15 protein-coding genes and 2 pseudogenes are annotated in these 16,318 nt (G+C 73.1%); 5 read left to right on the forward strand and 12 right to left on the reverse strand.

Annotation, left to right across the window (positions count from 1 at the left end):
- Positions 1-313: 313 nt before the first annotated feature.
- The 3 genes and pseudogenes from ACYVO2_RS36165 to ACYVO2_RS36175 all read left to right on the forward strand — a co-directional run.
- Positions 314-421, forward strand: a pseudogene (locus tag ACYVO2_RS36165) (IS5/IS1182 family transposase); the annotation flags it as partial.
- A gap of 171 nt (positions 422-592) precedes the next feature.
- Positions 593-1,009, forward strand: a complete 417-nt coding sequence (locus ACYVO2_RS36170; protein WP_461012364.1) for a transposase — start codon at positions 593-595, stop codon at positions 1,007-1,009.
- A gap of 43 nt (positions 1,010-1,052) precedes the next feature.
- The gene (locus ACYVO2_RS36175; RefSeq protein ID WP_461012365.1) at positions 1,053-1,481 is read left to right on the forward strand and encodes a hypothetical protein; all 429 of its coding nucleotides are present in this window, start codon (positions 1,053-1,055) and stop codon (positions 1,479-1,481) included.
- Between the two features lie 290 nt (positions 1,482-1,771).
- On the opposite strand, the gene ACYVO2_RS36180 is transcribed toward ACYVO2_RS36175, so the two are convergent.
- The 10 genes and pseudogenes from ACYVO2_RS36180 to ACYVO2_RS36225 all read right to left on the reverse strand — a co-directional run bounded on the left by ACYVO2_RS36180 (position 1,772) and on the right by ACYVO2_RS36225 (position 11,510).
- A complete protein-coding gene (locus tag ACYVO2_RS36180; RefSeq protein WP_461012366.1) occupies positions 1,772-3,007 on the reverse strand; it encodes a glycerate kinase family protein in 1,236 nt (411 codons plus the stop codon).
- A gap of 49 nt (positions 3,008-3,056) precedes the next feature.
- Positions 3,057-4,463 (reverse strand): SLC13 family permease, encoded by a 1,407-nt coding sequence (locus ACYVO2_RS36185; RefSeq protein WP_461012367.1) that lies wholly within the window; start codon positions 4,461-4,463, stop codon positions 3,057-3,059.
- 90 nt (positions 4,464-4,553) lie between these two features.
- Positions 4,554-5,228, reverse strand: coding sequence for a response regulator transcription factor (locus ACYVO2_RS36190; protein WP_461012368.1), 675 nt, complete (start codon positions 5,226-5,228; stop codon positions 4,554-4,556).
- The gene (locus tag ACYVO2_RS36195; protein WP_461012369.1) at positions 5,225-6,739 is read right to left on the reverse strand and encodes a sensor histidine kinase; all 1,515 of its coding nucleotides are present in this window, start codon (positions 6,737-6,739) and stop codon (positions 5,225-5,227) included. The genes ACYVO2_RS36190 and ACYVO2_RS36195 overlap by 4 nt, the downstream gene beginning before the upstream one ends.
- Complete coding sequence (locus ACYVO2_RS36200; protein WP_461012370.1) at positions 6,660-6,980, reverse strand: small secreted hydrophilic protein; 321 nt, start codon at positions 6,978-6,980, stop codon at positions 6,660-6,662. Before ACYVO2_RS36200 ends, ACYVO2_RS36195 begins: the two co-directional genes overlap by 80 nt.
- An 87-nt stretch (positions 6,981-7,067) precedes the next feature.
- A complete protein-coding gene (locus tag ACYVO2_RS36205) occupies positions 7,068-7,214 on the reverse strand; it encodes a hypothetical protein (RefSeq protein WP_461012371.1) in 147 nt (48 codons plus the stop codon).
- Positions 7,215-7,753: 539 nt separating this feature from the next.
- Complete coding sequence (locus tag ACYVO2_RS36210; RefSeq protein ID WP_461012377.1) at positions 7,754-8,185, reverse strand: hypothetical protein; 432 nt, start codon at positions 8,183-8,185, stop codon at positions 7,754-7,756.
- Between the two features lie 11 nt (positions 8,186-8,196).
- Positions 8,197-8,919 (reverse strand): annotated as a pseudogene (locus ACYVO2_RS36215) (alanine racemase); the annotation flags it as partial.
- Positions 8,920-9,472: 553 nt separating this feature from the next.
- Positions 9,473-10,894, reverse strand: coding sequence for a pyridoxal phosphate-dependent decarboxylase family protein (locus ACYVO2_RS36220; RefSeq protein ID WP_461012372.1), 1,422 nt, complete (start codon positions 10,892-10,894; stop codon positions 9,473-9,475).
- Positions 10,884-11,510: a helix-turn-helix domain-containing protein gene (locus ACYVO2_RS36225; RefSeq protein ID WP_461012373.1), complete on the reverse strand. Its 627-nt coding sequence runs from the start codon at positions 11,508-11,510 to the stop codon at positions 10,884-10,886. The genes ACYVO2_RS36220 and ACYVO2_RS36225 overlap by 11 nt, the downstream gene beginning before the upstream one ends.
- A 965-nt stretch (positions 11,511-12,475) precedes the next feature.
- Between ACYVO2_RS36225 and ACYVO2_RS36230 the strand changes: the two genes are divergently transcribed.
- Positions 12,476-12,652: a hypothetical protein gene (locus tag ACYVO2_RS36230; protein WP_461012374.1), complete on the forward strand. Its 177-nt coding sequence runs from the start codon at positions 12,476-12,478 to the stop codon at positions 12,650-12,652.
- The gene (locus tag ACYVO2_RS36235) at positions 12,643-12,903 is read left to right on the forward strand and encodes an ATP-binding protein (protein ID WP_461012375.1); all 261 of its coding nucleotides are present in this window, start codon (positions 12,643-12,645) and stop codon (positions 12,901-12,903) included. The genes ACYVO2_RS36230 and ACYVO2_RS36235 overlap by 10 nt, the downstream gene beginning before the upstream one ends.
- Before the next feature lie 2,818 nt (positions 12,904-15,721).
- On the opposite strand, the gene ACYVO2_RS36240 is transcribed toward ACYVO2_RS36235, so the two are convergent.
- Entirely contained in the window at positions 15,722-16,144 is a 423-nt protein-coding gene (locus ACYVO2_RS36240; RefSeq protein WP_461012376.1) for an SRPBCC family protein, read from the reverse strand.
- Positions 16,145-16,174: 30 nt separating this feature from the next.
- The coding region (locus tag ACYVO2_RS36245) for a VOC family protein (RefSeq protein WP_461012378.1) at positions 16,175-16,318 on the reverse strand (144 nt) is incomplete at its 5' end.

Raw genomic sequence — 16,318 nt, forward strand, 5'->3', positions numbered from 1 at the left:
GGCGGCGCGCTGCAATTCCTCATCACCTCGATGCTCGAGAACCGCCCGCCGCGCCGCAGGAGGGCAAGCTCCGCGTGTATACGTGGCAGGGCCGCTACTGCGGCAGGGCCCATCCGATTCAGGCACTCCAGGACGTGGCTCGAGGTGGCCTCGTTCCCCTCCTATAGACGAAGTCCCCGCTCCTGCCGAGTCGTGGTTCTGCGGCCGTGTCGATCGTGGGACGGCTGGTACCGCGGACGAGCTGTGGAAGTTGTCAAGAGGGGAAGCCGACCGGCCCGGCTCCTGTGGATCGGGGCAAGCAGGGCTCGAAGATCGGATGAAGAACCACAAGATCCCGCGCGACTGCCGACAGCGCGGTGACGGTCTCCACCACGCCGTCCAGGCCGTCGCCCACCTGCACAACCTCGCCCTCGCCGCATGATCGGCCGAACCACAAGCTTGACCTGCCCGCTCACAGCCTTCTGCAACACGCTCTGGGTCGTGTGTCGAAAGTGAATCTCGGGCTGTGAATGATCACGGTTCATGGGTCGGGGAGATCTCACGGAGGAGCAGTGGGGGTGGTGTTGCGCCGCTGTTGCCGAAGGGAGCGAGGGTGGGGCGGCCGCCTGTCTGGCCTCGGAGGCCGGTGATTGACGGCGTACGATTCCGGGTCCGGATCGGTGTGCTGTGGCGGGACGTGCCCATCGAGCACGGGTCGTGGGGACGGATTTGCGACCTGTTCCGGCGATGGCACCGGATCCTCACCCGGCTCCAGTCCCTGGCAGCCGAGGCGGACGAACTTCAGCTTCCCGTGGCCCGCGCGGCCCGGGTCAAGCTCGACGGCAAGGGACCTCGCAAGAGACTCCGCACAGGACTTCGCAGACGCACGACGAGGAATGCGCGGACATGCTTCTGCGCCGACGCGTGGGACACCCCGCGCTGTGAGCGACGCAGCCGCACCAGACGCGACACGGCAGGGATCGTCAATAGCCGTGCACGAGCGCACAAGGACACACCAGCCGAGGACTGAGAGCGTTGAAGAGCAAGGAATCAGCCCACGAAAAATGGTGATCATGAAACTGTCCGCTGCTCGACAGCGCACAGCACTGCTCGGAGCGGTGCTGTGCCTGCTGACCCTGCCCTTCCTGTCCGCCTCACCGGCGTCGGCGGACGGCGGTGAATGGGACTTCCTGGGAACGAAGGATTTCTACGCCAACGGCGGCGTGTACACCACACATGTCGCGCAGTCCTCCGGCGGCGACTTCAAGGCCTGTCTGGCGCATGTCGGTTCTCCCCCGCCCACCCAGATGACCTACAGCCTGTACGAGTGGGACGAGAGCAACGCCGACGACTACGTCACCAGCGCAACCCTGCCCACCACCGAGTGCCTGACCGCCAGGGGTATCAGCGCGTTCGTCGACGGCGACAACGGCAAAGCCGAGTTCTATCTGCGCACACCGTACGACCCGTACCCGGTGTTCGCGGGCCGGTTCTGGGACTGATCCGACCAGCTAGCAGCCGCCGTCAAGGAGGGCCTCACCAGGGTGAAGCGGCCGGGCAGGGCGTGGAGCACCGGGCGCGCGACCACCTGAGCACCGGCCCGGCGGACGCACAAGGCAGCACGGCGGGGCACCACTGCGGTGCAGCAGCTCGCCGCTTGGCGGACATAGCCGACTCGAGGCGGGTGGCGCCTTACCGGATCACTCCACTGGGCTCGGCGGGAGCTGTGACCGCATCGGCTCGCCAGGGTGGGGCAGGCCGCGAGGCGGCGGCGGTGGCCGTGGCCGCCCGGTCACCGCACCGGTCCGCCGCTGACGGTGCCGCTGCGCTCCGCCGCGAGGCGCGTGCCCAGCAGGATCATCCGCAGGGCCCGCTCCGTCGCGTCGGTGAGGAACTCGGTGCCGCGGCTGAGCGCCTCGGGCAGGGTGACCGGCGCGGGCAGGATCGCGCTGTACGCGTCCACGCCCGCGGCCCGCACCCGCACGGCGCCCTCGCCGATGGTGCCCGCGAGGGCCAGCACCGGGCGGCCGTGCAGCTTGGCGCGGCGGGCCACCTCGGCGGGGACCTTGCCGCGCGGCGTCTGGCGGTCCAGGGCGCCCTCGGCGGTCACCACCAGGTCGGCGCAGGCCAGCCGGGCGTCCAGGTCGAGGTGGTCGAGCAGCACCTCGAAGCGGGGCAGCAGCCGGGCGCCGAGCGCGGCGAGCCCCGCCCCGAGTCCGCCGGACGCACCCGTGCCGGGTCCGCCCCGCAGGTCGGTGGCGCACGGCAGGTCGCGCTCCAGGACCCGCGCCCACCGCTCCAGGGCCCGTGACAGCTCCTCGACCTGCCCGGGGGTGGCGCCCTTCTGCGGGCCGAAGACGCGGGCCACCCCGCGCGGGCCGCACAGCACGTTGTACGGGTTGCAGGCCACCAGGATCTCGGTCCCGGCGAGCCGCGGGTCGAGGCCGGAGGCGTCGACGCGGTCGAGAGCGAGCAGCGCCCGTCCGCCGGGCGGCAGCTCCCGTCCGCGCGCGTCCAGCAGCCGCGCCCCGAGCGCCCGCAGCGCCCCCGCTCCGCCGTCGGACGTGCCGGAGTCGCCGCAGCCGACGAGGACGCGCCGCGCCCCCGCGTCGAGGGCGGCCCGGATCAGCTCCCCCACCCCGTGCGTCGTCGTCGCCCCCGGGTCGCGCCTGCCGTGCGGCACGAGCGCGAGCCCGGCCACGGCGGCCATCTCCACGACGGCGGTGCCCGGGCCGCCGTCCCGCCGCCACACCCCGCCGGAGCCGTCCGGCCCGCCGGGGCCGAGCAGCGCGAAGTGGGTGGGCACCGGCTCGCCGACGGGGCCGGTCGCCGGCAGCCCGACCAGCCGCCCGCCGGTGGCGGCGGCCAGCGCCGCGGCCGTGCCCTCACCCCCGTCGACCACCGGTATCTCGTCGATCACGGCGCCCGGCAGGACGCGGCGCACCCCGGCGGCGATGGCAGCGGCCGCGGCCGGCGCGGACAGGGACTCCTTGAAGCCGCTCGGGGCGACGCACACACGGGTCAGCACAGAACATCCTCCGACGGGTCGAGAGGGCAGCGGGGGGCCGGGGCGGCCGTCAGGTGACGGGGACGCCGAGCAGCGGCCACACCGCCACCGCGAACAGCAGGATCAGGACAGCGGTCACCGGGGCCAGCACGGCGGAGACCTTCAGCAGGTCGCGCGGGGTGTACGTGGCCACGCCCGGCACCTCGGCGAAGAGCGCGACGGGCTTCGCCGACGCGGGCAGGGTCTGGCAGAACCCGGCCGCCGCGGTCGAGGCCAGCGCGGCGGAGACCGGGTTCACCCCGGCGCCCGCGGCGGCGGCCACCACCAGCGGCACCAGCACGCTGGACCGCGCCGAACGGGACTGGAGCACCAGGTGCGCGGCCGTGCTGACGCCGACCACGACGGCGAGGAACAGCACCGGCGGGACGTCCAGCGGCATCCCGCCCACCAGCCACCGCGCCGCGCCCGACTCCGCGAGCGCCACCCCCATCGCCATCGTCGCCGCCATGAACAGCAGCAGCGACCAGGGCACCGTCCCCAGCGCCTCCTTCAGCCGCACGGTGCCCAGCGCCGGGGACGTCGCCACCACCGCGCCGATCAGCGCGACCAAGGCGGGCTCCACCCCGTGCAGCGGCTCGGCGCACCACAGCACCACGACCGTCGCCAGCAGCAGGGCGCAGCGCGCCTCGGCCGGGGACAGGGGACCGGTGACCGGCCGGCTGCTGTGCTCCGCGATCTGCTCGGGGGTGATGCGCACCGGGCCGCGCCGGTCCGCCCGCCGCGTGGTGAGCAGCAGCACCACCTCCGCGGCGACGTGGGAGCAGACCACGGCCGGCGGCAGCCCGAGCACCAGCCACCGGGTGAAGTCCACGTGCTCGCCCACCGACTCCCACAGGACGGAGACGGTGATCAGGTGCGCGCCCGCGCCGATCAGGGTCGCCACCGCGGACAGCAGGATCACGGTCGGGAACAGCAGGGCGAACATCACGACCAGCCGCTTGTTCTCGGCCAGCGCGTGGGCGAGCGCCAGGAAGACCGGCAGCGCCAGCGCCGCCCGCCCCGACGTGGCGGGCACCGCGAAGGCCGTGACCACCAGCGCCGCCGTGGTGAGGTGAACGAGCTGCCGCACGCTGCGGGCCCCGCCGACCAGCCAGACCGCGGCCCGTCCGGCGAGCCCGGTGCGCGTCACCGCGGCGGCGAGCACGAAGGCGCAGATCAGCAGCCAGACCGTCGCGTCGCCCAGCGTGGAGAACAGCGTCTCGCTGCTGATCACCCCGGTCACGGCGAGCGCGAGACCGGCGCCGAGCGCCACGTAGGTGTCGTCGATCGGGGTGCCGATCCACGCGCCCACCGCGAGCACGAACACGACCAGGGTGATCCGGGCGTCACCGCCGAGGCCGGAGAGGTTCCCGGCGGTCAGCAGCCAGGCGCACAGGCTCAGGGCCGCGCAGGCGGTGACGGTCAGGCGTACGGTCATGACCAGGACTCTTCCGGCCCGCCGTGAGCGGCGAATGAGCCTGACATGAAAGAAACCTCACCGAGGAGCGGGCCGCGCGGGCCCGCCCGCTCACCGGTCCTCGTCCACCGGCAGCCGGTACCCCATGCCCCGCACCGTCTCCACCCGCTCGGCGCCCAGCTTCCGGCGCAGCGTCCGGATGTACACGTCCACGATGTTGGAGCCGGGGTCGAAGTCGTAGCCCCACACGTGCGACAGGATCTGCTCCCGGGACAGCACCTGCCCCGGGTGCCGCAGGAACAGTTCGAGCAGCACGAACTCCCGGGCGGTCAGGTCCACGGTGCGGTCGCCCGCCCGCGCCCTGCGGGTGCGCAGGTCCAGGCTCAGCCCGCCGCTGCGCAGCACCGTCACCTCCGGGGCCCGCGCCGCCGTGCGCAGCCGCAGCCGTATCCGGGCCAGCAGCTCCTCGAACCGGAACGGCTTGGTCATCCAGTCGTCCGCCCCGCCCTCCAGGCCCGCCACGGTGTCCCGCACCGAGTCCCGCGCGGTCAGCACGATCACCGGTACCGTCACCCGGGCCTCCCGCAGCTGCCGCAGCACGGTGAACCCGTCCCGCCCCGGCAGCCCTATGTCGAGCACCACCAGGTCGAACCCCCCGGTGAGGGCGTACTCGAACGCCGCGTCCCCGTCGGGGGCCACGGTCGTGGTGAAGCCGTTGGCCCGCAGCCCCTTCTCCACGAAGGAGGCGATGCGCTGCTCGTCCTCCGCGATCAGTATCCGGTTCACTGGACTTCCCCGCTCCCGTCCTCGACCACCAGTACGAACGTGGCGCCGCCGCCCTCGGTGGGGCGCACTTCCACCCGGCCGCCCGGGTGCCCCTCGGCGATCGCCCTGACGATGGCGAGCCCGAGACCGGCGCCGCTGCCGCGCCCCCCGCGCCGCGCGGTACCGCGCCGGAACCGCTCGAAGATCACCTCGGCGTCCTCCTCCTGCACCCCGGGCCCGCTGTCGGCCACGAACAGCTCCACGGACGCGCCCGCGGCCCGCGAGCCGATCGCGATCCGCTGCCCCGGCGCGGTGTGCTGCACCGCGTTCTGCGCCAGCTGCACCATGGCCTGCGTGACGCGCTGCGCGTCGAGCGCCACCTCCCGGTCGGCCACCCCGGCCAGCAGCCAGTCCCGCGCGCCCAGCGCCCGCGCCTTGACGAAGATGTCCGCCGTCAGCTCGGCGAGCTGCACCGGCCCGGTCCTGACGAAGTCGGGGCGCTCGGCCTTGGTGAGCAGCAGCAGGTCCTCCACGATCCGGCTCATCCGGTCCAGCTCGTCGCTGACCAGGCGCATCGTCTCCTCCCGCTCCGCGGGATCGTCGCCCATCACCTCCAGGTGGCCGCGCACGATGGTGATCGGGGTGCGCAGCTCGTGCCCCGCGTCGTCGACGAACTCGCGCTGCGCGGCGAAGGCGCGCTCCAGGCGGTCCAGCATGGCGTTGAAGGTCTCGGCGAGCGCGGCGATGTCGTCGTTGCCGCTCACCGGGATGCGCCGGGTCAGGTCGCGTTCGGTGAGCGCGGCGGCGGTGGTGCGCACCAGCCGCACCGGGGCGAGGATGCGGCCCGCCACGACCCAGCCGATGCCCACCGTCAGCACCAGCGCCACCCCCGACATGGCGAGCATGATCTCGTACACGTCGTCCGCCAGGGCGCGCTCGCGCTGCGGATGGAAGGCCACGACGAGGGCGGCGGTGGGCTCGCCGCCGCGCCGGGCGACGGCGACCTTCGCCCAGCGGACCTCGCCGGCCGGCCTGCGCAGGGTGCCGGTGGCGGCGGGGGAGGCGAAGATCCGCGCGCGGGCGTCGGCGTCCCGGTGCAGGGGCAGCCGCACGGGCACCGTGCGGGGCTGGGTGATCTGGGCCGGCGCGGCGCCGGGCCGGCCCACCAGGCCGATCAGCTCCTCGTCCGGGTCGGCGTACTGCCGTTCGAGGAACACGGCCAGCAGCCGCCGCGGGTCGTCGAACCCGCGCCCCGTGGCCGGGTCGACGCCCCGCTGCTCGAACTGGGCGAACTCGACGGTCTCCTGGGCGAGCAGCCGGTCGATGCGCTCGTCGATGTCGCGCAGCAGCAGAGAGCGGGTGGTCACGCTGACCGCGACGAGCGCGACCGCCATCACGACCAGCAGCCACAGCAGGATCCGGACCCGCGCCGAGATCCGCCGCGGCCGCGGCTCAGCCGTCGTCCCCGGGGCCGTCGTCGTCGCCCGGTCCGTCGTCGCCGGGCCTGCCTGCGGGGTTGTCGTCGTCGTCATCGCCATCCGGGGGTTCCTGGCTCACCGGCGGCCGGGACACGACCTCGTCGCTCGGCGTGGGCGCCGACCCGCCGGGGCCGGGCCTGCCGGGCGCGGTCGAGGGAGAGCTGCTGTCCAGCTCCACTCTGCCAGGCCCCCGCGGCGCCTCGTCGCGGTCGGTCAGGGCATAGCTGGTCGCCGCTATCCCGAGCGGTATCGCGACGACCGCGACCAGGGCCGCCACGCGGTGGGAGAAAGCCATGGCCCCGATCCTGCGGCGGCCACCCGCGGCCCAGGATGAGCAAAAGATGAAGGATTCCTCATCCGCGCCCGACGGGGCCCCGCCGGTTCAGACGATGCGGATGTGCCGCACCCCCGTCCACGCCCGCCGCAGGTGTCCGCGCAGTGCGCCGCCGGTGTCCGGGGTCAGCGCGAGGCCCGCCGACGCGGCGATCCGCTCGGCGGCCTGGGGCACGGTCAGCCGGTCCGTCCACACGTGCCGGCGAACTCCTCCCCGCGCAGGCGCTCCAGGCAGCGGTCGAGGTTCGCCACCGGTGCCGGCCCTTGCCGGGCCGCAGAGGGGGGACAGTGAGCGCAGAGCATGGGGTACGGGCGGTCGTCTTCGACTACAAGACCGTCTTTCGCGACAACGCAGCCCACGCGGAGATCGGCACGCTGCACCTTCGCTCCCAGACACAGGTGCCCAGCCAAACACGTCGACCTGCCCGGCGGCCAGCGGCCACTGCGCGGCCCTGACGCAACGCGAACGGTCAAGGAGGCACCTGGAAACCGGGGCGCTGTCGCGAGAACCAGCGAGGACGGCAGACAGTGGATACGACAAGTGTGAGGGAACAAGCGCCGACCGCGGACGGCTGAACCGAGACCGGTACCGCCCCCTTACTGCCTCGTCACCCAGATCCTCACAAGCTGATGATCTTGAACCCATCGCAGTAAGTGACTGTCGTCGAACTGCCGAGAAGCCACGTATGAGGACCCGACGTGCATACCTGCGTTGAGGGACAGGCCGGAGCAGGTTCAGGCGTTGGCGCCGCGGGCCGCTATCGGCCAGCGGTCGACGACCCTGCCCTGCTGGGTGAGAACAAGCTCGTCCACCAGATTGACCGCCGAGCAGACGTGGTTCGGGGCGACGGCAACGAGTGAGCCCAGGGTCGGGGCCTCGGTGCCTTCCGGGAGGACGACCGTGGCGTGGTGCTCGGAAAGCGCCGGGACCGACGCCTCGGGGAAGTCCGGCAGGTATCCGTGGCCGGCCACCCAAGGGGTGGTGTCGGCGCCGAGGACCTTGCTGCCCACGTCCAGCACGAAGCGTCCTGGGCCGGAACGCTGACCACCGTCGCGGCGGCGACGAGGGCCAGGTCGTCCCGCGTGCAGGAGCCGAGGGCCAGCTGGGTGGCGTCGTTGAAGACATACACGCCGGGCCGAAGTTCGCTGACGATGCCCGGCTGCCATCGGCCGGCAGTGGGCGTCGAGCCGCCGCTGACCACCCGCGCCGGGAGGCCTACGGCGGAAAGCGCCTCTGTGGCCTCGCCGAGCGCCCGCTCCTCATCGCGGGCGGCTCGCTCACGTGCCTGCGCGTCGTGCCCGTAGCCGTGTCCGGGGAAGGTGAAGACGCCCACGACGTCCAGTCCGCCATCGGCCGCCGCCTTGCCCACGCTGCCGGCATCGGCGGGGCGGACACCGGTGCGGTGGTGCCCACTGTCGATCTCGACCAGCATCTCGACCGGCCGGGCAGAGCCCCGCACCGCCTCCCCCAGGCGCCGAGCGCCCTCCGGGGAATCGGCGGCCAGGCGCAGGGCCACCGTCTCCGCGAGCCGTCGCAGCCGCCGGGCCTTGCCGTCGTCGCCCCACAGCGGGTAGGCGATGAACAGATCGGTGGCCCCGCCGCGGGCGAACGCCTCGGCCTCGGAGATGGTGGCGACCGTAAGGCCGACGGCGCCGGCCTCGAGCTGGCGGTCGGCTATCGCCAGGCACTTGTGGGTCTTGGCATGCGGACGCAGAGCGAAGCCTCCGGCACGGGCGGCCTCCGCCATCCGCGCGATGTTGCGCTCCAGCACATCAGCATCGACCACCAGCGCGGGCGTGGTCAAGCCAGCGGGAAAACCCGTGAACATGGACATACCTCCGGTCGTAAAGATGCCGAGTATGGCCGGGTATGGACGAGGCCAGACTCGCGGCTGTCGCATGCGATGTGTTACATCGGCACACTGGTAGGCCGAACGTGTTCCGCCGCAGGGGCCGTACCTCCCCGGGCAGCAGGTGACGGCCCCGCAACGGTGAGGTTTCGCAGTCGGCCTTCACCGGTACGAACGCACCGGCCTGCGGTGCAGACGGTTCGCGGTCCGCCTGGGCGATCATGCGGTCGCCTTCTGAACGGTCCCGGCTGCCGTGCCGTTCGCCCTTTGCCGTTCCTGGCCTGCGCGGTGACCGCACATGTCCGGCCATCTCGGGCGACGCGCGAGTCGACGGTGGCGGCCCAGCCTGAGGTGATCTTCAGGGCGGCGACCCGGATGAAGACCTGGCCGCGGGCCCGGGGCGGAGCGTGTTCGTGCGGGCGGCGAGGGTGGCGGCGACGCCGAGTGCGTCGGTCGTCGCCAGGTAGTCGTGCGTCGTGGCCGGCGGGCGACCGGGGCGGGCGCCGCGCGCGGCCAGAGTTCAGGCCCTCGCTGGATGCCCAAGACGATGAGTTCACGGATGAACGGGGAGGGCAGCGAAGATGTGGCCTCCACTGATGGAGGCTCACGCGGTGATCTCCCTCGCTGCGGTCCGGATTTCGTCCAGCAGGACGGTGAGGTCGGCCTCGGTGGTGTCCGGATGGAGAATGCACGCACGCAGGGCTGCCTCGCCGGAGAGCCGGGTGCCGGTGAGGAAGGCGCGCCCTCGGCGTTGCACGGCGGCCGGAAGCACCTGGTTCAACGCCTCGGTCGTGCCGGTGTCGAGTGCCGGGGACCGGTAGCGGAAGGCAGTGACCGAGGTGACGGCCGGGGCGAGCAGATCGAAGTCGTCTGAGGCTTCGATCATGGCGGCGAGGGTGCGTGCGAGTTCGACGCTTCGCCGCACCCGATGGACGATTCCGTCGCGTCCGAGGTGTGCGATCGTGGCCCACACACGCAGCGCGCGGAACGGTCGTGTCTGTTCTGGGCCGTACTCGGAAAACCAGCCCAGCTCGTCGGCATCGTCGTCGCGAAGGTAGGGCGGTACGAGGCTGAAGGTGTCGCGCGGCCCGGCCGGATCGCGGAACAGAACGCAACCGGCATCGACGGGGACACCCAGCCACTTGTGCGGGTCCAGCGCGAGAGAGTCCGCCAGTTCCAGTCCGGCGTAGACGGGTCCAGCTTCTTCAGCAAGGATGCCCAACGCGCCATAGGCACCGTCGATGTGGTACCACAGTCCGTGCTCGCGGGCGACCCCAGCGATTTCTTCCAGGGGGTCGACGGTGCCGGTGTTCACCGTTCCCGCGCTGGCTGCGACGAAGAACGGCCGCACCCCCGCTCGCGCGTCCGCTGTGATCATGCGGCGCAGTGCTCCGGTGTCCATGCGGAAGGCGTCATCGACCGGAACCGTGCGGAGGTACCGACTGCCCAGGCCGAGAAGCTCCGCCGCCTTGCGCAGACAGCTGTGCGCCTCGGCCGACAGGTAGACCGTCAGCGGACGGTGCTCATACAGGCCCGTCTCGCGTACATTCTGGCCCTGCTGACGGGCTGCTCGCTGCCGGGCGGTGGCCAGTGCGATGACGGTGGCCATGGAGGCGCCGCTGGTCAGCAGCCCGGCACCCGGCTGGTGCGGAAAGTCCACCAGCTCTGCCAGCCACCGGACGGCGGTACGCTCCAGCAGGACGCCCGCGTGTTCTCCTCCGGCACAACTCGGGTTCATCGCCGCGGCCAGCGGAGCGACCAGCACACCCGCTGGCGAGGGCGGGGAGTTGACCCAGCCGAAGAACCGGGGATGTCCGTTGCCCATCGGGTAGGGCAGCACGTGGTCACGCACATCGTGGAGCAGGTCCTCCAGGGGATGGCCCGCAGCGGGCAGCGGCTGCCGGCAGAGCCAGGAGCGGTCCGCCTCGGGCACCGGTTGCCACACCGGCCCGTCGGGTAGGGCAGCCAGGTGATCGGCTGCCATGTCCGCAGCCGATCGGGCCGATCGGCGCAGGTCATTCATCATGCCCTCCACGTATGGAACGGCGGTGGGAGTCGGCCGGCCGACCCAGCGTCATCGCCAGGTAGTACACGCATACCTCGTTGGTGTCGTTGGCGAAGGCATGCCGGCGGTCGCCGGGAAAGTAGGCGGCGTCCCCGGCCGTCAGAAGGTGGGGCACACCATCGACGGTGAGGCGTAGACGCCCGGTCTCCACCGCCACGTATTCATGCGATCCCGGTGGATGCGGGGAGAACTCTCCGGCGTCAACGCCGGGCTCCAGGGTGGTGCACATGAACTCGAACTCCGTGCCCGGCAGGACTGGCGAGAGGATGCGCCGTTCCCAGCCGGAGGGGTCCCGCACGACGTACTGGCGGGCGCGGGGCATGACCATCACCCCGGGACGGACGGGCTCGTCCAGGAGCCGGGCGATCGAGGTGCCCAGCGCGGTCGCCAGATGGTCCAGGACCAGCACACTCGGCGTCTTAGCGCCGCGCTCCACGTCAGACACCATGCTCCGACTCACCCCGCTCAGCTCGGCGAGCCGCTCGAGAGCCATCCCACGGGCTCGTCTCTCGGCCCGGATCCTGGCGCCCAACTCAGCCATGGACAAACCACTCGACAGAGCATTGCCGTCACTCATGATTCCACTATAGCGATGACCTCTCCCTAATAGAGGAGGACGCTGTCGCACACGCGCAGAGAGGGCGGGCGGTGCGGTTCACGCTCGGTGCCGCCGAGGACGCCACCGGGCACTGCCTTCCGTGACTCCGGGCCTCGCTGGAGTGGGATCAAAAGCTGTGCCGAGCCGAGGGCAGGCTCAGGCGGTGGCCAGCAGGTCGCGCGGCGCATCAGTGCCCTCTCGGCGTTGCGCCCTGCACCGGATCGGGTATCACGGCCACACCCCACTGCTGCGCCGGCTCCGCCCGCCACTGCACCACCGGCACGAGGGCCGCGGTGCACCGGCCCAGGAACAACGCCAACCGGCCCCGGGCCGTCACCGCGGCCACCGACACAGCCGCAGCCGCCTCCCGCCACCGCTCCAACCGCTCGGCCACACCACCCCGCGCGGGCACGCCCGCGGGGGCGGCCTCCTCCAGACGGGCCGGCAAACTCCCGCGCCTCACGGCGCTCCAGGCCACTCCACGCCCCATCGGCCAGATCCTGCGCGCGTGCAGGGCCGCTTCCCGCACTGTCCACTCCATGGTCCCCGCCGCGAGCGGCGGCCGCGTACTGCCGCGGCCCCGGCCCCGGGCATCACCCGCGTCCCGCACGGCCTCCCCGCGGGCCGGTGCGCGGGCGTCACCGCCGAACGCGTCACCTTCGTCCATCACCCCAGGAAGCGCGCCGCCGCCCCGGCAGGGCGAATCACCGGCCCGGCGGCACCCAAGCGCAAGCCCCTCGCGCGTACACCCGGGGGCTGAAGGGCCGGCGCGAGGGACGCGACAGGTCATCGGGCCCTGCGCAGCGGGGTACGGTGAGCCCGGCGCGGGGACCGATCCCGGGTACGGGGGCGAACAACACAAGAGGTGGGGTGGGCGGGGTGGAGCACACGCGGACCGGGCTGGCGAGCAGGTGCACGCCCCAGAGCCGCTTACGGTGTCCGCGGTGTACGAGGGCAGTGAGGAGATCGCCCAGGCCCGCGCGCTCGCCCGCGACTTCCTGAGCCGGATGCAGGCTGTGCCCGGCTGTGCCGTGTCTTCCCGGGTGAGGGAAGTGGTGCCGCCGGCGGTCAGCGAACTGGTCACCAACGCCCGCAAATACGCCCCCGGACCGTGCCTGTGACCCTCAAGGCCCACCCGGGCGCGATCGAGGTGACCGTGTGGGACAGCAACCTCGCCCTGCCCATCGCCCGAGCCGCCGAACCCGGCCGCGTCGGCCAGCACGGCCTGGAGATAGTCCTGCGCCTGAGCGCCGGCTTCGCAGCACAACGCGAATCCGTCAACAAACGCCTCAACACCACCATCCCCCTCGCCCACCACCCCGACAGCGACACCGCCGATCCCGGAACGACCACGCCACCGATCCCGATGTGAGACAACCACGGACGCCGCCCGACGGCAGCGCCCCGACCCACCGCAGCAGGCCGCTGCCCGCAGGACGGCACCAGGGACGAAACCCGCTGCGGCCGCGCACGGCGCAGGGCGTGGACAGCACACAGCCGCAGGCGGAGGGCACCCACCACCGGCCATGGGCCGGCACGCGGTCCGCGTAACCGCCACCCGCGCGCCACAGTGACGACCGCCTCAAGGCCACCGACGACCAACCACGGGCTCGGCACCTCACGCCCCCGGGGCGCGGATGGGTCGTTGGGCAGGGCATGACCCGCCTCACCGGGCTCGCCCGAGCACTGCGCCGGGACACCGCGGCGCGGCCGGAGGACCTCCAAGCCGGCAGGTAGGTGCCGGGCCGGACGGAAGCCGGACTTCGCCGAGGGCCTCGCCCGCCCCCTGGAACGGGCCGCACTTGCCTGCCGCCCTCAGCCGCATCACGCACCAGGCGCGCCGCAAACCGGCTGGTGGACGTCCTGTCCACGGCCGCGGCGCCGGAACCGGCCACCGGGTCGGCGGCCGGCACCACCACTCCGGTCACCTCAAAACCCGGTGCCTGGTGGGAGGCGTGAGGGGGTGCGCTACACCGTTCCCGTAACGCCGTAGCACCACTCGTCCCCGTCCTGTGAGGGCCCGCTCGCGGTGCCGCCCCGACCCAGGCGGCGCGCCGGGCAGCAGGACGGCCGGGCCCCTGCCTCCCCGGGCCGGTCCCGGCCCTCCACGCCGCCGTAATGTGGCGGTACGCCTGTCGGGCGGCGCCGTCCAGCGGCGCGCGCAGGGCCATGGCGGTGGCCAGAGTGGTCACGGCCGGGGTGTCGAGGGTGAGTACGGCCGCCACCCGGCGCAGGTCGTCGCCGATGCCGGCGAGGGACCGCTCGGGGTCGCAGAACGACGCGCCCAGGTGATCGGCCAGGTCTCGCAGTTCCTCCGTGCCCGGCTCGCCGTCACGGGCCCGGCGCAGCGCGGTCAGCACCTCCCACAGCGCCTCCATCTCCCACGCGGGCAGGGTGAGCAGGTACAGCCAGCCGTCGGTGGTGGTGGGGTTTTCGGGCGGAGCGGCGGCCAGGCGGGCCAGCAGGTGGCCTGCTTGGTGGTAGGTGACCGCGGGCAGCACCAGCCGGTCCTCGCCCTCGGCTTCGGCGGCCTCGGCGGCGGAGGCGAGCATGAACAGCACCCGATCCGCCAGATAGCCGGCGTCCTTCGCCCACGCGCCGGATCGGCGGGGAGCACACACGGCCGGTCCGGTCCGGTCTTCGTCATGACCACCAGCCTCCCGGCCCGACCGCACCCGCACCACCGAAACCGCGAACACCACCACCCGCCGCGCCTCTTCGCGCCCCCGCCCCGGGCCGCGCCCGGCCTCTTCCCGGCCGGGCGCCCATGGCCCCGCACGGGGCCACCCAGCCGGCCGGCACAGCGCCCCCGGAATCCCCCGCCACGCCGCCCGCCGTACCGTCGCCCACCACTCCCCCACCACTTTCCAGGGGCAGCGAGAGGCGTACAGGGGGATGTCAGCACCCCGGGGGCACTCACCACGGGGCCTGACCAGCAACAACGGCGGCCGTCGCGCTGCGTGCCGCAAGGAATGGTGAAAGCGATGGTGCCACGGAGCCGCAGCCGAACCGGGCACTGCCGTCACCGTCCGTAACCCGGCCGACCGGAGGCCACCAGGGTAGACGCCGCCCTCCCGGCACGGGGGCCGCCGCGCCGGGCGTGCCCCGGGGCGGGGGTGCGTCGTTAGGGCAGGGCGTGACCCGCTCCTCCGTCTACGCCCGGGCGCTGCGCCGTGACGCCGCTGTGCTGCTGGAGGACCTCCAGGCGGGCAGATGGGTGCCCAGCGAAGCGGAGCGGGACTTCGCCGAAGGCCTGGCACGCCTGCCCTGGGAGGGCTGCGCAGCACGTGATAGTGCTGCGGGAGTGCGCGGAGGCCGGGGGTCCGTAGCGGAGGCGCTGCCGCGGGTGACGGCCGGAGGCGTCGATGCCGGGCGGCGGTTCATCCGGCAGCAGCCGACCGTGTGGGCCACGCTGATGCCCGGGTGCCGCGAGTGCCTGGAGCACCTCGACATCCAGGCCTGCCCAGTACCCGCAGCAGCCCGGCGCCGTGGACGGGGCGGCAACCAGTCGCGCGGCGGCACCCGGGCCGACACGCCCACCACGCCGGCCCCGGCTCACCGGCCCGGGCCGGGCCCGGTGGCGGCCCGGTTCAGCGCCGGCCCTTCACGGCTGCGGCTGGATGGTCCGTCGCGTCCGCGCCTGCTGCGCGGGCGCCCCCGGCCCCCCCCTGGTGGAGCCCGGGCCGGGCGCCCGCGCGCCTGGCGGCCTGTCGCCCGTCGCCCGCGGGGCAGCGCCCGGCGCCCGCCCTCGCGTCAGCCGCGAGCCCTCCGCCCTGCGTTTGCAGCACCTGCGGCGCTGCGGCGTGCATCGCCCCGCCGTATCGCCCGCAGCCGCCAACCCGCACGCCCGGTCGACGATCCGCTCGTCCACGCCGGGGTCGATGGGTCGGCCGCAGCGGGCCGGACGAGGTGGCGGCGGGTGAAGCCCTCACGCATCACCTAGACGGTCGCGGCCACGGTCCACCGCCGTTGAGGCGACATCAACGGCCGGGCCCGTGCCCAGAGGGCGGCGCGGCCCTGAGCGCCTTCGAGCGGGGCGTGCCAGCGCTGCGTCTATGGACCAGGAGGGCCACCGTCTCTCGCGGGCACGTAGAGGTTCTGATCGTCGTCACACGAGGCCGCCCTGCCGTACCGGCAGGGCGGCCTGCTCGTTGTGCCCCTTCATCGGAAGGTGGCGGCCGTGACGGCTGTCATCGCGTCTGTGCCGGTGAGGGCGGGTCTTCCAGCGTTCGCACGATGAGTGCCAGCCCGTGGTCCATGGCCGCCTCCATGGGCGCGGCGAGGTCGTCGGGGAGCACGTCGTGCGTCCAGACCAGCCGGCAGCGGTCCGTGCCGTCCGCGATGACCTGCATGGAGGCGTTGTCGTGCTGCGGGTGCAGGGTGTCTCCGACCACCGCGTAGACGATGCGGCGGGCGTCGTCGTCGCGGCTGACCAGACGTTCCCGCGCCACCGTCCCGTCGGTGAAGGTGACCACCCTGGCGTCGCCCTCGACCCGGGTGTCCACCACGAAACCGGGCGCCATGCGGCTGGGGCCTGCCTCGAAGTCGCCGATCACCTCCCAGACGTCCTTGGCACTGGCCTTGATCCAGACGTCCTTCCTGACGGAAGCCATGACTGTTCTCCTCTCTCGTGACGAACGGGGTCACTCAGCGGCGGCCAGGCAGAACGGGTGCCCTTCGGGGTCCGTGAGCACCACCCACTCCTTCCCTCCGGGCTGGAACTCGGGCCGGCCCGCGCCGAGGGCGAGCAGTTCCTCCACCGCCCCTTCCACGTCGGGGACACGGAA

The organism is Streptomyces capparidis, from assembly GCF_054782095.1.

Coding starts and splice junctions, on each gene's coding strand:
- ACYVO2_RS36200 (WP_461012370.1), bottom strand. CDS start 6,980: ATGGCTTTCTCCCACCGCGTGGCGGCCCTGGTCGCGGTCGTCGCGATA.
- ACYVO2_RS36220 (WP_461012372.1), bottom strand. CDS start 10,894: ATGATGAATGACCTGCGCCGATCGGCCCGATCGGCTGCGGACATGGCA.
- ACYVO2_RS36225 (WP_461012373.1), bottom strand. CDS start 11,510: ATGAGTGACGGCAATGCTCTGTCGAGTGGTTTGTCCATGGCTGAGTTG.
- ACYVO2_RS36195 (WP_461012369.1), bottom strand. CDS start 6,739: ATGACGACGACGACAACCCCGCAGGCAGGCCCGGCGACGACGGACCGG.
- ACYVO2_RS36240 (WP_461012376.1), bottom strand. CDS start 16,144: ATGGCTTCCGTCAGGAAGGACGTCTGGATCAAGGCCAGTGCCAAGGAC.
- ACYVO2_RS36175 (WP_461012365.1), top strand. CDS start 1,053: ATGAAACTGTCCGCTGCTCGACAGCGCACAGCACTGCTCGGAGCGGTG.
- ACYVO2_RS36185 (WP_461012367.1), bottom strand. CDS start 4,463: ATGACCGTACGCCTGACCGTCACCGCCTGCGCGGCCCTGAGCCTGTGC.
- ACYVO2_RS36210 (WP_461012377.1), bottom strand. CDS start 8,185: ATGGCAGCCGGGCATCGTCAGCGAACTTCGGCCCGGCGTGTATGTCTT.